Consider the following 14,177-nt stretch of genomic DNA (forward strand, 5'->3'; position numbering starts at 1 on the left):
GGACCGGTCACGCTCCCTTCATCAGCAGTTCACGGTGGACGGAGAACTCCGCGTTGGCGCGGTCGTAGTCGTCGGGACGGCCGATGTCGAGCCAGTAGCCCTCGAACTCGTAGGCGTTGGGCGGGGTGCCGTCCCCCAGCAGGTCCAGGACGAGTTCGTCGAAGCCCAGTGGCAGGCCGGGGGTGTAGCGGGCGAGGGCGGTGCGGGAGACACCGTAGACGCCCATGGAGACGCGGTAGTCCATGCTGGGCTTCTCCGCGAAGCCGACGACGCGGCCGTGGTCGGTGGTCAGGACGCCGAAGTCGATGTGGACCTTGCGGGCGTAGGTGGCGATGGTCAGCTGCGCGCCGGAGGCGATGTGGTCGCCGAGGACGGCCCCGAAGTCCAGGTCGGTGAGGATGTCGCCGTTCATCACCAGGAAGTGCTCGGGCAGCCGGTCGGTCATGGTCAGCAGTGGGCCCATGGTGCCCAGGGGGCTCTCCTCGGTGGCGTAGTCGACTTCGATGCCCCATTGGGAGCCGTCGCCGACGTAGGCGCGGATGATGTGGCCGAGGTGACCGATGGCAAGGGTGCAGCTGGTGAATCCGGCGCCGGCCAGCTGGCGCATGACGATTTCGAGGATGGCGTGCTGGTCGCCGATGGGCACCAGGGGCTTGGGCAGTGCGGTGGTGTACGGACGCAGGCGGACGCCCTTGCCTCCGGCCAGGATGACTACGTGCATGGCTGCCGTTCCTCTCTCGCGCTGGGTGGTGTGCCGTCGTTCCTTGCGCTGGGGGTGTGGCGTCAGACGTTGTAGATGCCGGTCTTGTAGCGGGCGAGGTTGACCGGGTCGCGGAAGAATGCGATGGCCTCGCGCAGTCCGTCCTCGAGGGTGTGGGCGGGGCGCCAGCCGGTGGCGGCCCGCAGCCGCGTGGAGTCGCAGACCAGCCGCATCACCTCGGAGGCGGCGGGCCGCACGCGGGCCGGGTCCTCGCGCACGTCCAGGTCGGCGTTCATGAGCTTGCCGATGAGCGTCACCAGGTCGCCGATGGAGATCTCCTCGCCGGTGCCGGAGTTGAAGGTGCGCCCGACGACTGCGGCGGCCGGCGCGGTGCCGGCGGCGCGGAAGGCGGCCACGGTGTCCGTGACGTAGGTGAAGTCCCGGGTGGGGCGCAGGTCGCCGAGGGTGATGGTGAGGCTTCCGGCGGCGACCTGGCCGATGACGGTGGGGATGACGGCTCGCATGGACTGGCGCGGGCCGAAGGTGTTGAAGGGGCGCAGGGTGACCACGGGAAGGCCGAAGCTGGCGTGGTAGCTGTCGGCGAGCCGGTCGCCGCCCGCCTTGGAGGCGGCGTACGGGGACTGGGTGTTGATGGGGTGGTCCTCGGTGATCGGTACGGTCTGCGCGGTGCCGTAGGTCTCGCTGGTGGAGGTGTGCACCAGGCGCGGTATGCCCAGGTGGCGTACGGCCTCCAGGACGTTGAGGGTGCCGGTGACGTTGGTCTCGACGTAGCTGTGCGGAGCGCGGTAGGAGTACGGGATCGCGATCAGCGCGGCCAGGTGGTAGACGGTCTCGGCGCCCGTCACCAGGCCCTGGACGGAGCCGGGGTCGCGGACGTCGCCGAGGACCACCTCGACGTGGTCCAGCACCTCGGCGGTGAGGTCCTCCAGCCAGCCGAAGGACGAGAAGGAGTTGTACTGCACCATCGCGCGGACGCGGTGGCCGTCGGCGACGAGCGCCTCGACGAGGTGGGAGCCGATGAATCCTTCGGCGCCGGTGACGGCGACGAGTGCCGGTGCGGACATGCGGGGTCTCCTCATTCAGGAACGGGTGTCGGGGACGTGGTGCGGCGGACGTGGTGCGGCGGACGTGAAACGGTCAGCGGTGCGTGGTGATGCGTCCGAGCAGGGCGGTGGCCACGGCCAGCAGTGCGGCCGCCGCCCCCGTACAGACCACGAGTTGCCCGGTGGCCGGGGCCGTGGTCCGCAGCGCGAGCGCGGTGGTCTCGGCCCCGGCGGCACCCAGGCAGAGCAGGGCCGGGGTCCAGGCGATGCCGTAGGCCTGGAGCAGCAGCCCGGACCAGAGGACCGCGCCGAGCGCCAGCAGAGCGGGCAGGCGCACGGCATCCGGCTGCGGGGTGCCCGGCCACAGGGCGCCGGCGGCGAGGGTGAGCACGGTGAGCGCCGCGAGGTATCCGGCGACGCAGAGGGTGAGCACCCGGGCCGCCCGCAACAGCAGCCGGGCGTGGGTGGTGGAGGCGGCGAGCGCCGAGCGAGCCATGCTCCGGCAGCGGTAGAGCAGCCATTCGGCGGCGCCCATGCTGAGGGTGAGCGCGAGGACGGCGGGCCCGCCCGCGCCGCCCCGGTGACCGGCGAGCACGTCGCCGAGCGCGGCGACGGTGGTCAGCACCCCGCAGCCCAGGCCGAAGAGGCCGTACGGGAGCGAGGTGACCGGCCGCGGCGACGGGGCGGCGGCCGGCTGTGCCTCCTCCCGCCGGGTGCGGGCGATCTCGTACCCGGCCGCGAGAAGCGCGCCCCCGGCGGAGGCGAGCAGCAGCGCGGCGCCCAGCGCGGGCGGCGGCGGCGTGACCAGGGCGGCCGCTCCCCCGGCGGCGACCGGCAGGAGGGCGAGCAGCAGGAGCCGCTCCCTGCCGAGCACCAGCAGCACGGTGGCCGCCGCCAGGTACAGCAGCTGTCCGCACGCGAAGGCGAGCGCCCCGGCCGGTGCCGGCAGGGCCAGCGCGGCCCCGGTGGCGAGCAGGGCGCCGAGCGGGGCGCCCACGCCCAGGCAGCGGCCCGCCGCCGGGCGCCCGCCGGCGGCCAGCCGCACGTACGCGCGGTGGGCGAGCGCCTGGTTCCACGCCCAGGCCACCAGCGCGGAGGCCACCAGTGCCCCGGTGCCGGCGGGCAGCCCGAAGCGGTCCCGGCCGCCGCCCATCAAGGGCGAGCCGAGGGCGTAGCCGAAGCCCGGAAGGGTGAACACCAGGGAGCGGAGCAGGAATTGTCCCGGGCGGACCCGCCACGGGTCGGGGCTGGGGGCGGGCTCGGGGTGGCTGCGCGGCACCCTGGCGTAGAGCTCCGCCGCCAGCTCGAAGGCGTCCTTGCGCCCGTAGCGCTCGGCGATCTGTTCGCCGGTCAGCCCGTCGGCCTCCAGGACGGCGGCTATCTCGTCCGGGTGGACGGCCGCCGCGCAGACTGCCCCCAGCTCCTCGGCGAGTTCGTCGAGCGGGTCCGCGGCCCACCGCGGCCGGGAGCGGGTCCTGCCCGGGGCGACCGCGAGGTCGTGGGCCGGCTCGGGCTCGTCGGGCACCAGCCGCAGCAGTCCGCTCATCGCGCACCGCCGGCGGCCATGGCCATGACGGGCACGGTGGCGTGACCGGGCTGCCGCACGTCCGGCCGGGTGCCGGCGAGGTCGTGGTAGATGTCGCGGAAGGCGCTGATGGTCTGGCGGAGGGTGAACTGTTCGATGACCCGCAGCCGGGCGGCCTCGCCCATCCGGGCGCGCAGCGCCGGGTCCCTCAGCAGCCGCAGCGCCGCCCGGGCCATGCTCTGCGCGTCGCGCGGCGGTACGACCAGGCCGCTGTCGCCCACCGCCTCGCGGACGCCGCCCACGTCCGTGGAGACGGTGGGCCGCCCGCACGACATGGCTTCGATGAGGGTGAAGGGGAAGCCCTCGCTGATGCTGGAGAGCATCACCACGTTGCCGGCGGCGTAGGCGTCGCGGATGTCCTCGACGCGTCCTTCGAAGGTGACGGCGTCCGCCACGCCCAGTTCGGCGGCGAGGCCCTCGCAGGCCGTGCGGTAGCCCTCTCCGCCGCGCGGGGTGCCGCCGAACAGGCGCAGCCGCGCCCCGGGGATCTCGGCGCGTACGAGCGCGAAGGCGCGGATCAGGGTGTCCAGGCCCTTGATGGGGTCGACCCGCCCGGCCCAGCTCAGGGTCGGGATCTCGGGCTCCGGCCCGGCGGGCGGGAACGCCGCCGGGTCGACGCCGTTGTAGACGGTGCGGATGCGGTCGGGCGGGGTGCCGCCGTGCTCCTCCCAGCGCCGGTTGTAGCGGTTGCCGGGGGTGACGAGCGCGGCGCACCGGTAGCTCTCCTTGGCGAGCATCCGGAACAGGCCCAGCATCAGGGCCTTGACCGGCCAGCGGTAGGGCTCGGCGCGGAAGCCGAGGTAGCGCTCGCGCAGGTAGACGCCGTGCTCGGTGAGGAGGAAGGGGGTGCCGTGGCGGTGGTGGGCGACCAGCCCGGGCAGGGTGGCCAGGCCCCCGCTGACCGCGTGGGTGATCCCTTCGGCGGGCGGCCGCGCGGCGAGCGGGCGCAGGGCGTGTTCCAGCAGGTCCGTGGCGGCCAGCGCGTCGTGGAGCGTGGGGCGCGCGGCCGCGGTGGCGAGGTGGGTGCGGTTCCAGACCCGGGCGAGCAGGCGGGCCGCCGGCTCGCCGCGCAGCGCGGCGAAGAGCGTGCCGCCGGTGGCGTAGTCGGCCAGGCGGTAGAAGCTGCGGGCGAAGTGCTGCTCCTGGCCTGGATCGAGGAGGGCCAGCAGGAACCGCTCGTAGCAGGTGAGGAAGCGTTTCAGCTCGCGGCCGCGGGGTGCGCGGCCGGGCGGGGGCGGTCCCCACAGCGGAAGGGTGTCGATGGCCCTGACGTGCCGGGGCGGCTGCCAGGCGAGCGGTTCGCGGCCGGTGGCGGTGACGGCGATGACGCGGAAGTCGACGTCCGGCATGCCCTGGACGAGCTGGTCGCACCAGACGCTGACCCCGCCGTGGCTGTGCGGGTAGGTCCCCTCGGTGAGCAGGGTCACCGAGGGTGTGGCGGACGCCGGTTCGGCTGACGGTCCGGGCATGGGAGTCGGTTCTCTCCAGAAGGCGGTGCGGCGACAGGACGGTGCGGCGCGAAGGTGCGGGCCGGCATCAGCGCCGGGCCCTGTCGCCGGGGCCGTAGGGCACCGGGGTGCTGACGCCCCGGGGCACCGGGAGTGCGGCCGCGGGGGCCTGTACGCGCGTGGCCTTGCCGGAGAGGGTGCGGGTCGCGGGAGTGCCGTCGGGCAGGGTGAAGGCGAGGGCGTTCTGGCCGGTGGCGGGGGTGGCCCAGCCGGAGCGGAGCCCGGCGTAGGCGGTGCCGAAGGGGATGCCGCCGGTGCCCTGGACCTGGACGGTGCCGGAGGGCAGGGTCGCGGTGACGTCCACCCCCGCAGGGGCGGTGACGCTGACGGCGGAGCCGATGCGGTGTGCGGTGACGGTGCCGGCGCGCACGGCGGCACTCCAGGCGGCGCGCTTGCGCAGCTCATCGCCGATGTCCCGCATGCGCAGGTTGACCAGCGGGGCGCTGTCGGCGAAGAGGGCCCGGTAGTCGGACATGATCTTCTCCAGCGCCTGGTAGCCGATGCGCTCCTCGGCGAGGTTGGACTGGTGGATGAAGTGCGGCCGGGGGTCGTTGGCGAGCACATGGCTCATGGCGATCCGGCTCTCGACCGGGACGATGTAGTCGCCGAAGCCGGTCGAGGACGACAGCGGTGCCTTGAGGCAGGTCGTGGTGGCCGATCCCTCGCACAGGCCGCTGCCGCCGTCGGACTTGCGGGTGTAGAGCCAGTTGTACTCGTCGACCTGCTCGGTGGCCTTGCCGACGTTGTAGAAGACGTTCATGGGGTAGCGGGGCACGGTCAGGGCCGGCCCGACCCGGCGCTGTTCGCGCTCGCGCGAGCTGTCGGACGCGAGCCAGGCGACCTGGGCCTGGGTGAGGGACGGCGCCAGCTCGGGGTTGTCATCGGGCTGCTGCGGCAGGGTCCTGAGGCCGGAGTGCTCGCCGGTGACCAGTTCGTCCTTGTCGACGGTCAGGCCCTGGCGGGCCGCCCAGCCCCGGTTGTCGGTGATCTGGGCGGTGATGGTGGCGCGGGAGGTCCAGCGGACCCGGCCCAGCAGGTCGGTGGCGCACTTCCAGGGCACCACGGTCGTGTTCTGCACACAGCCGAGGAAGGGGTGGTTGTAGGTGTGGTCGATCCAGCGGAAGGCGCCCTGGCCGGACACCAGCTGCTGGGCGAGCGGGTCGGAGCCGGCGTGCGCCTCCTTGTACCCCTCGCTGCCGCCGCCGTTGAAGGCCAGGTCCAGGGTGAGGCCGTGCTCGCGCGACCACTGCGCGGCGTACTGCGCGTCGGCGGCGGTCATCCGGATCGGGTCGTTCTCGGGGTGGCTGCCGGGCGGGCAGTCGATGTCGCCGGGGGTGCAGTTGAGCTGGGAGTCCCACCGGTCGTCGGAGCCGAAGACGTCGTCGACGTGGGCGGCGAAGTAGCTGCGGGCGGCCCCCAGGTGGACGCCCTGGGTCAGCCACTCCACGATGCCGCGCGAGAGCAGCCGGAACTGGCTCTGGTAGTGGTTGTAGACGAAGGTGACGACCAGTTCGCTGCGGCCGTCATGGGTGTACTGGCCTGCGAGCGAGCCGCGCCCGGGCCCGCCGGGCAGCGGCGCGTCGAGGTAGCTGGTGTACGTCGCGCCGTCCGCCTGCCGGTCGAGGGGCACGGCGATGTAGCCGTAACTTTCGCCGGTCCCGCTGTCGTTGTCCTCGAAGGGAACGTTTTTCCTCAAGTAGCCGAACGGCCCCGCCGCCCCTTCGGCGGTGACCTGCGCGCTCTGCCCGTCCAGGGTGCCGGCGTAGACGGTTTTCAGGCCGACGGCCGGGCGGGCGTAGGTGTACGCGTCCACCTGCCGGATGCCGAAACGTTTCTCGTACCCGGCGACCGCCGCCATCTCCGCCGAGCCGTCCCCAAAGGGATTGTCGTTGGGCAGCACCACGCCCTGGTACTTGGCGCGGGCTCTGCCGTCCACCGTGTCGCTCAGGAAGGCGTCGTCGATGCGCGGGCGCCCGGCGTCACCGAGGCCGACCCGGGTGTACGGCGTACCGGCGGTGTCGAGTTCGGTGCGTATCGCCTCCACGGCGGGCCCGCCGTCGTCGACGACGAGGACGCGCAGGTCGACGCGCGGCGGCGCCTCCGCCGCGCTCGCACCGGCGGCGGGCAGCCCCACCGCCAGCAAGGTGGCCGCGGCCAGGGCCGCGACCAGACGTGTCGTACTCCCCATGTGTTCTCCCCCCAAGGACGGAACCGCGCGTGGAATGCCCGGCCTCCGTACAGGACACGTGCGTGCGACGCCGGTCCGGGCGCCCACGCACATCGATTGATCCCCGTTCGGCTCCCCCCGCACGACCGGACTCCCCACCCCGGTCGTGCCCCCCTGCCACGGAACGGAGGCCGATGCCCGGTTCCGAGCCGCGCGGCCGGAGCCGGACCGCACGACGACGACGCGGGCTCCGGGCACGAAAGAGTGCCTCGGCCTCGGAAGACATCGCTGCCTGCCGACCGCTCAGCCATATAGTGCGCCATGCCCGAACCCCACGCGGGGCGCACTGGGCAGTAGCCACGGGGCCGCCGGTGCCTGCTGGCCGAAAGCCGTCACCCCGCCCGGTGGCCGCACCCCCTGGACGATCCCCCCATACGGGCGGGCATCTCCGAGGTGACCTGTATCAACTTCCGTATACAACGCCACAGGGCTCACAAGCCGGGGCGGACGGCCCACAGGGCTCCCCCGTTCCCGATCGTCGGGAGATCGGCTTGATGACGGCTGTCCGATATGCCTGTTGCGCTATGCATTCGGCGCTTGCGCCGGTCATCTTCCGCGCTTTCGGAGCGTGATGGGGGGCACCGCACGCGGTGGGCGGGTGCCGCCGGGGCTCACGGCCGGACTCCCGACCTGAGGGCTTCCAGCCCACGGCCGTGGGACTCAAAGCCCGCCCGCAGAACCGGCAGCAATCCCGCCTACGACCGCACAGGCCTCGGCATGTCCCCCTTACTGGCCCACGCTCCTGGCCACCGCGGTCATGTATCAGCACGCAGACCCCTCGCTGCGCCGGGCGTCTGCCGCGGGGAGAGAGCGCTCCGGTTCTCCAGGCTTGTGCTCATGGAGTGGCGAGAGGTCGTACAGGGCCCTGCACTCGCGACAGGCGTAGTAGTACCTGCCGACCTGATCGCCCTCCAGGATGCCGACAGCGACGGTCCCGGGCGTCGTCTCCTTGCACGACGAACAGGGGTGTCTCCTGGGGTTTGCTCCCTCACCCTGCCGCCGATGAGCTTTCGCACGCCGGCTGGGTCGTTGAGCATTGCGGGACCTTCCGGCGCGGGCAGGAGCCAGTAGGCGCCCGGCCACTCCCTGCGGACAGGAGAGGGGACAGCGACGTAAGTGGCCCTGCGCCCCTCACCGACGTATTCGGTGTCGTACTCGCCCCAGTCGCAGGCGGAGTCAGCTGGCACAAGGACGGTGTAACGGCTCCGTTTGCAAGAGACGATCACTGCAGCCGTGATGTCGGCGGCACGGAAATGGCGCTCGGTCGCCGGTCCGTCCTCGATGCCGCGGATGCCGCCTTCCACCATGTGCGCCGGAAGGTGGATGGCGTCGAAATGAACGCCGGCGCGGATCGAGGCCAAGCCACCCGCACGCCAGGCGTCCCGGGCCAGACGGGCCTGCAGACCATAACCGGCGAGCCAACTGGCTGCTCCGGAGAACGGAACCGGATCTTCGCGGACTCCTTGACTTGTCATGGGGCTGCCTTCTTTGGTGGCCGGTGGCACGTGCAGGTGCAGGCAAGGGGCTCGGTCTGCACTGCCCTGGACGGAACGCCCACCCGGCGAATCACCGTCGCCCCGGGGCACTTCGAATGTCGGCCCGTCCGACACTCCTCAGTCGCATGAGCACGAATCGGGTGTCTCACTGGCACTGAGACACCCGCCGCAAGGGTGTGCAGACGTTTGAACATTGGGCGCGTCGAACTGCCCGAGCGCGCAGGCTCGTCATAAGCGTCGGCGTGCTGCCCAGCTGGCCGCTGTATCGGTGCGGGCTAGTTCCCATGGGTGCCCCAGCTTCGTCATCCGTTGGTTGTGCGACCAGGGTGGCGAAGCGGAACCCCGCTAAGTGTCACTGTCCGGTGACACCGCTGACGTTGTCAGAGGCCGACCCATGCAGCCATGTGGTTCAGGGTGTCCGGCGTCCGGCGCTGAAGGAGCACGAGCCCCTTGATTGTTTCCCGGGCACCGGGGTGATACCGCGTCTGTTGGGGAGCGAGGCTTCTCGCGGTCACCAGCGAGGAGAGCGCAGCGTCGGTCTTTCCGATCTCCATCTCGGCGCGCGCCCGATCGATGAAGAAGTGGGCGCGACGCGACGTTGCCCAGGCGGTGGGTAGCGACACGTCCTTCGCCTTTATCACGGCCTTGCCGTACTTCCGCATTTCCACCTGGGCTGAGACGTCGTGGACGGCTACGTTCGTCGGGCCGAAGCTCAGCCAGTGGATGTGACCAGCCTCTCCAGTCTTCGTGGACAGGGCCTTTGCCTCGGCAAGATGAGCCTTCACCGCCGAAGCGTCATGAGCCCGCGCTGCGATGACGCTCGCCCCCAGATGCAGTTGGCCGGCAACAGCGAGAGCCTCGATCGAGGAATCACTGGGGCTGATGAGACGGTGGCCGATGCCGATGAGGCGCAGGCCGATGGTGTGTTCTCCTTCGCGGAAGTAGACCAGAGCGCGCATGTATTGGCGCATCGCGGCGAGCAGCGGGTCCGACGCGCGCTGAGACGCCCAGTCCATACGGTCGAGGGCGACGGTGGCCAGATCGTAGAAACCGAGCTTCACAGCGATGTCATGAGCGGTGCGGTAGGTGGAGGCGAGTGCCGTCCACAGCTCCGTTGACGGCCGGCCATGGCACGCGGCGGTCAGCTCTGAGATGGCGTGGGGTAGCGTTCCGGCAGCCTGGTTGAGGCGCGTGGCACGGACGAGCCGGCAGAGTTCATCGGCCGTACTGATCAACCTGGTGACGTCCTTGCCGATGGCATGTGGTTCGAGCCCCAGATCGTAGAGGTCAAGCGCTTCACGGATCGGCCGGATCAGCGTGTCCAGCCGGTCCTTCTGCAGTTCGGTCACGTACGGCTGTCCTGTCAGAGCGGTGACGTCGAGATGAAGCGCCCGAGCGACGGCAGAGACGAAGTCCGGTGAGGCCGACTTGTGCCCCTCCTCGACCTGGCGCAGCAGGCTGTAGGAGTACGGGAGCCTCGCCGCGAGTTCCCGCTGCGTATACCCGGCACGCTTGCGCTCCTCAGCGATGCGCCTTCCGGTGTGTTCGTCGTCCAGCTTGCGCATACTGGTCTCCGTTCCTGACTAGGCATCCGGAACGCTACCCCTGCGCACCCGTGGGGGAACGGCATCCGCCCCCGCCACCTTCAGGTGCGGGGACGGCCCCCTGTGGTGGGATCAGCGCATGACCACTCCTGTGCTGTACCTGCTGGGAACTGCGGCTCCCCCTGTCATGCGCATCGCCGAAGTGATCCAAAGCGCACACTCCGACGGATGGGATGTCTGCCTTGGGTTGACGCCGACTGCCGCTTGCTGGCTTGAGGAAGACCTGGCGGAATTGGAGTCGCTGACAGGGCACCCGGTCCGGTCGCAACATCGCCGGCCGACCGAACCAGACGTTTGGCCCGCAGCCGATGTTGCGCTGGTCGCTCCAGCCACGTTCAACACGATCAATCACTGGGCGTTGGGACTGACCAGCCACTTCGTTGTCGGATTTGCCGCGGAGGCCATCGGCAAGGGCATCCCGCTGGTGGCAATGCCGTGTGTGAACCAAGCCCTTGTCCGGCATCCTCAGTTCGAGCAATCGGTGCTCACACTGCAGCGCGCCGGGGTAACGGTGCTCTACGGGGAGGGCGGCTTCATGCCGAATCCGCCTGGCTCAGGAAGCCCGGCAGGCTACCCGTGGGACATCGCACTCAGCGAAGCAAGGCGGGCACTGAAGACCGCGTAGGGCGTGCGCAGCCCTGCGTCGTGGGGCGGGGCCGTGAGCAGCAGCCAGCAGCTCCAGTAGATGCCGTCCAGCGTAAAAGCGGGCACTGACAACGCTCGCCGATGGAGTATTCCCACGCGCTCCTGGACCAGGAGTATTCAGCCCGGACGTAGGGCTGGGCAGCCGCGCATTGTGTGCAGCGCGGCGCCCGGAAGGCCGCGAGCCCGTCCGGCTGCCCCCTGGACCGGGGCGAGCCCCGACGGCCGCGGGTTCCTCTGCCCGCCGCTGAAGTTCCTGCAGGCAGGGGCGAACGACCACCGGCTCGTGCGGCAGTGAGCCACCGCGGCCCCTGCCGCTTCACACCACGGCAAGAATGATCTTGCCGGTGAGGTGCCCCCGCTCGCTGGCGCGGTGCGCCTCGGCGGCCTGGCTGAGCGGGTGGACACGGTGGATGGGCAACTGGAGGAGGCCCGCCTCGTGAAGGGCGATGGCGGCGTCGAGAGCGGTCACGGTCTGTGCGCTGGGGCTGGAGCTGAAGCGCACGCCGTGCCGCCGGGCGCCCTCGGCGTCGGCGATGGTCACCACCCGGTCGGGCCCGCCCGTCAGCTCGACCGACACACCGACCGCGTCGCCCTTGCCGACGGCGTCCAGCGCCGCGTCCACCCCTTCGGGCACGACCGCCCGCACCCGCTCGGCGAGGCCGTCCCCGTAGGCGACCGGGATCGCGCCGAGAGCGCGCAGGTGCTCGTGGTTGGACTCGCTCGCGGTGCCGATCACGCGAATGCCCCGGGAGCGGGCGAACTGCACCGCCAGGGTGCCCACTCCCCCGGCGGCGCCGTGGATCAGCAGCGTCTCCTCCTCGCTCAGCCGCAGCGCGTCCAGCACGCGCCAGGCGGTCTCGGCCGCCACCGGCAGGGCGGCGGCCTCCTCCCAGGACAGCGAGAGCGGCTTGACCACCAGCTCCGTGGCCGATGCCAGCGCCTGCTCGGCGTAGGCGCCGGTGACCGTGCGGCCCAGGACCGCGTCGCCCGCCCACACGTCGGTGACCCCCTCGCCGACCGCCTCGACGACGCCGGACGCCTCCACCCCGGGGATGTGCGGCAGCTCGACGGGGAAGACCTCGGCGAGGGCACCGCTGCGGAGCTTGTGGTCGAGCGGGTTGACGCCGGCGCAGCGGACGGCGATCCGGACCTGCCCGGGACCCGGGGACGGCACGTCGGTGTCGACGAGCTGGAGCACCTCGGCGGGGCCGTAGGTGCCGAAGGTGATGGCCTTGATCATGGTCATGGAATCACCATCATCGAAAATCACGATTTTCGGTGCCAGGCTGGCCGCTGTCCCCCCGGAATCACCGCCCGATCACTGCCACCCGCCGCCACCCGCCGCCGCCCGCCGCCACCCGCCGCCGCCCTCCGCCGCCCGCGGCGCCCCGGCCCGTCACGCCCGCTCCTCCGCGAGGCGTTTGACGCCCTGGAGCGTGGCCTGGATGCCGGAGCGCAGCTCGCCGAGGCGCATACTCAGCAGCTCCTCCTCGCGCTCGGGCATGCGGCTGATGGCGACGCTGAGCCCGGAGGGTGCCGGGGCGGGCCGAGCCGCGCGCTGTGCCGCAGCCGGGTACCACCGTCCTCGGGGCCGAGTTCGAACGCCCAGGTGGGAAGCGGGTGGGCGGGGTCGGCGGGGCCGCCTCCGAACCGGCCGTCCGGCTCAGCGGCCGCCCCACCGACCGGCTCAGCGGCCGCCGTCACCGGGCAGGAAGTCGACGAGCAGCATGTCGCGCACCCCCATGCGTGCGCCCGGCGCGGGCAGGAGCGGCGAGACTCCGTGCAGCACACGCCGGTCGTCGAGGACGATCGTCTCCAGCGGCTCGGTCAGCAACGCCCGGTGCACGGGCCGCTGCCGCAGGTCGTACAGGCAGGACTCGGCCCCCCGCACGTTCTCGCGCCTGATCAGCACCTGGCCGACGTAACAGTGCCCGTCCTGGTGGACGCCCTCGGGGGCGGGGTGCCCTTCGGCGTCGGGCGTGGCCGTGACGCGGATCTGATGGACGCCGCACGTGTCGATGCCGGTGCGGGGCCCGGGGAGACGGTCCCAGAGGGTACGGACGACCGTGCGCAGTGCGGGTCCGGCCGCCACCGCGTCGTCCAGCGGGGCGAACATGCGGCTCACGCCGCCGTTCACCCTGTTGACGGCCCGTTCCTGGAAGAAGGCGGTGTGCGGCAGCCGCTCCAGGCGGTCGCCGAGGATGCGGAACCTGCCGTAGCGACGGAACCGGTAGGGCGTGGCGGTGCCCAGGTGGGGATCGGCGGGCAGGTCGTTCCAGGACTCGGTGAACTCCGTGACCGAGTCCCCGGGTATCCGCCGCAGCGCCGCCGCGAGCAGGGCGGGGGCGTGGTGCGCGAAGGGCGGCGAGGCCCAGGAGGGGGTTCCGGGAAGGCCGGGAGCACTCAGGGGGGTTGTGGTCATGACGTCCTTGCTCTCGTACAGGCTCCGGTGGGAGCCAAGGCCCTCATGCAGGGCCGGCCGGCGGTGCGGAGTTCCGCCACCTGCCGGTTCCGGCCCCGCCACCACAGAGCACGACGAGCCGCTCCGACATGACACATCCCCCCGTACCAAGCGTGCTTCGTGCCACCACCGTACCGGGCGGCCCTGGTTCGTCCAGCAGCACGGGCAAGGCGCATGACCGCACGAGGAGTTCATCCGGCGTACACCGCCTGTGCCGGCAGCGGTCGTGCCGGAGCGGCGGCGCGGCGGCCCCGTGGAGCGGGCGGGCGCCCGCCTGATGACGGCCGCCGCCTGGCGGCTCGCGGCGCACGGCAGGGGGTTCCGTATCGCGCTGCACCCCGCCGACCTGGACCGGCCCGGGCTGCGCGAGCGCGCCCTGGAGGCCGTCGACCTGGCGCCGGCGGCGGGGGCACACCCGTGCGCGTACGCCGAGCCGGTGCGGGCCAGGCGGGCCGCCGCCGCTCCCGGGCAGGCGGCATGAGGCTCGTGCAGCCGGCCAACTTCTACGCTGCGGCCTCCGGCGGTCTGCGCACCACGCTGGACGCCCTCGGCCGGGGGTACGTCGCCGCGGGCCACGAGCGGGTCCTGATTGTGCCGGGCCGCCGGTACGCGCTGGTGCGCGACGCCCGCGACGGGCTACGGTGCATGCGGGGGGCTGACCTTTTCTTCCCCTACCCGCCCCTTCCCGCTTCTTGTCCTCAAACGCCGGACGGGCTAGGTGTGCTGTGCTGTGGTGTGCTGTGTCCTGAACGCCGGACGCGCTGGCTGTGCTGTGTCCTCAAACGCCGGACGGGCTGGAAATCCAGCCCGTCCGGCGTTTGAGGACCGGGGGTCCGGGGGCGGAGCCCCCGGTTACGCTCAGCCCGTCACATAGGAAAAGCGACGGG

10 protein-coding genes and 1 pseudogene are annotated in these 14,177 nt (G+C 72.0%); 3 read left to right on the forward strand and 8 right to left on the reverse strand.

Annotated elements, in window-relative coordinates:
• Positions 1–7: 7 nt before the first annotated feature.
• The 6 genes from AB0F13_RS18090 to AB0F13_RS18115 form a co-directional block, all read right to left on the reverse strand.
• Positions 8–721 (reverse strand): sugar phosphate nucleotidyltransferase, encoded by a 714-nt coding sequence (locus AB0F13_RS18090; protein ID WP_362082610.1) that lies wholly within the window; start codon positions 719–721, stop codon positions 8–10.
• 62 nt (positions 722–783) lie between these two features.
• A complete protein-coding gene (locus tag AB0F13_RS18095) occupies positions 784–1,785 on the reverse strand; it encodes an SDR family NAD(P)-dependent oxidoreductase (protein ID WP_362082613.1) in 1,002 nt (333 codons plus the stop codon).
• 73 nt (positions 1,786–1,858) lie between these two features.
• The gene (locus tag AB0F13_RS18100) at positions 1,859–3,310 is read right to left on the reverse strand and encodes a hypothetical protein (protein ID WP_362082616.1); all 1,452 of its coding nucleotides are present in this window, start codon (positions 3,308–3,310) and stop codon (positions 1,859–1,861) included.
• Positions 3,307–4,818: a GT4 family glycosyltransferase PelF gene (pelF, locus tag AB0F13_RS18105; RefSeq protein WP_362082619.1), complete on the reverse strand. Its 1,512-nt coding sequence runs from the start codon at positions 4,816–4,818 to the stop codon at positions 3,307–3,309. The genes AB0F13_RS18100 and pelF overlap by 4 nt, the downstream gene beginning before the upstream one ends.
• Positions 4,819–4,885: 67 nt before the next feature.
• Positions 4,886–7,045: a hypothetical protein gene (locus tag AB0F13_RS18110; RefSeq protein ID WP_362082622.1), complete on the reverse strand. Its 2,160-nt coding sequence runs from the start codon at positions 7,043–7,045 to the stop codon at positions 4,886–4,888.
• A 1,915-nt stretch (positions 7,046–8,960) separates the two neighbouring features.
• Complete coding sequence (locus AB0F13_RS18115; protein ID WP_362082625.1) at positions 8,961–10,145, reverse strand: helix-turn-helix transcriptional regulator; 1,185 nt, start codon at positions 10,143–10,145, stop codon at positions 8,961–8,963.
• 118 nt (positions 10,146–10,263) lie between these two features.
• Here AB0F13_RS18115 and AB0F13_RS18120 point away from each other — a divergent pair, with 118 nt between their 5' ends.
• Positions 10,264–10,809, forward strand: a complete 546-nt coding sequence (locus tag AB0F13_RS18120; RefSeq protein ID WP_362082628.1) for a flavoprotein — start codon at positions 10,264–10,266, stop codon at positions 10,807–10,809.
• Between the two features lie 336 nt (positions 10,810–11,145).
• On the opposite strand, the gene AB0F13_RS18125 is transcribed toward AB0F13_RS18120, so the two are convergent.
• Both AB0F13_RS18125 and AB0F13_RS18130 read right to left on the reverse strand, forming a co-directional pair.
• Entirely contained in the window at positions 11,146–12,069 is a 924-nt protein-coding gene (locus AB0F13_RS18125; RefSeq protein WP_362082685.1) for an NADP-dependent oxidoreductase, read from the reverse strand.
• Positions 12,070–12,516: 447 nt separating this feature from the next.
• Positions 12,517–13,251: a 2OG-Fe dioxygenase family protein gene (locus AB0F13_RS18130; protein WP_362082631.1), complete on the reverse strand. Its 735-nt coding sequence runs from the start codon at positions 13,249–13,251 to the stop codon at positions 12,517–12,519.
• A gap of 250 nt (positions 13,252–13,501) precedes the next feature.
• On the opposite strand from AB0F13_RS18130, the gene AB0F13_RS18135 reads away from it, so the two are divergent.
• Together AB0F13_RS18135 and AB0F13_RS18140 are read left to right on the forward strand one after the other, a co-directional pair.
• Positions 13,502–13,771 carry a hypothetical protein gene (locus AB0F13_RS18135; RefSeq protein WP_362082634.1) on the forward strand — a complete coding sequence of 90 codons (270 nt, stop codon included), beginning with the start codon at positions 13,502–13,504 and terminating at the stop codon, positions 13,769–13,771.
• Positions 13,768–13,890 (forward strand): annotated as a pseudogene (locus AB0F13_RS18140) (glycosyltransferase family 1 protein); the annotation flags it as partial. The gene AB0F13_RS18135 and the pseudogene AB0F13_RS18140, both read left to right, overlap by 4 nt.
• Between the last annotated feature and the right edge of the window lie 287 nt (positions 13,891–14,177).

Source organism: Streptomyces sp. NPDC026206 (genome assembly GCF_040638465.1).
In the GTDB taxonomy this organism is placed as follows: Bacteria; Actinomycetota; Actinomycetes; order Streptomycetales; family Streptomycetaceae; genus Streptomyces.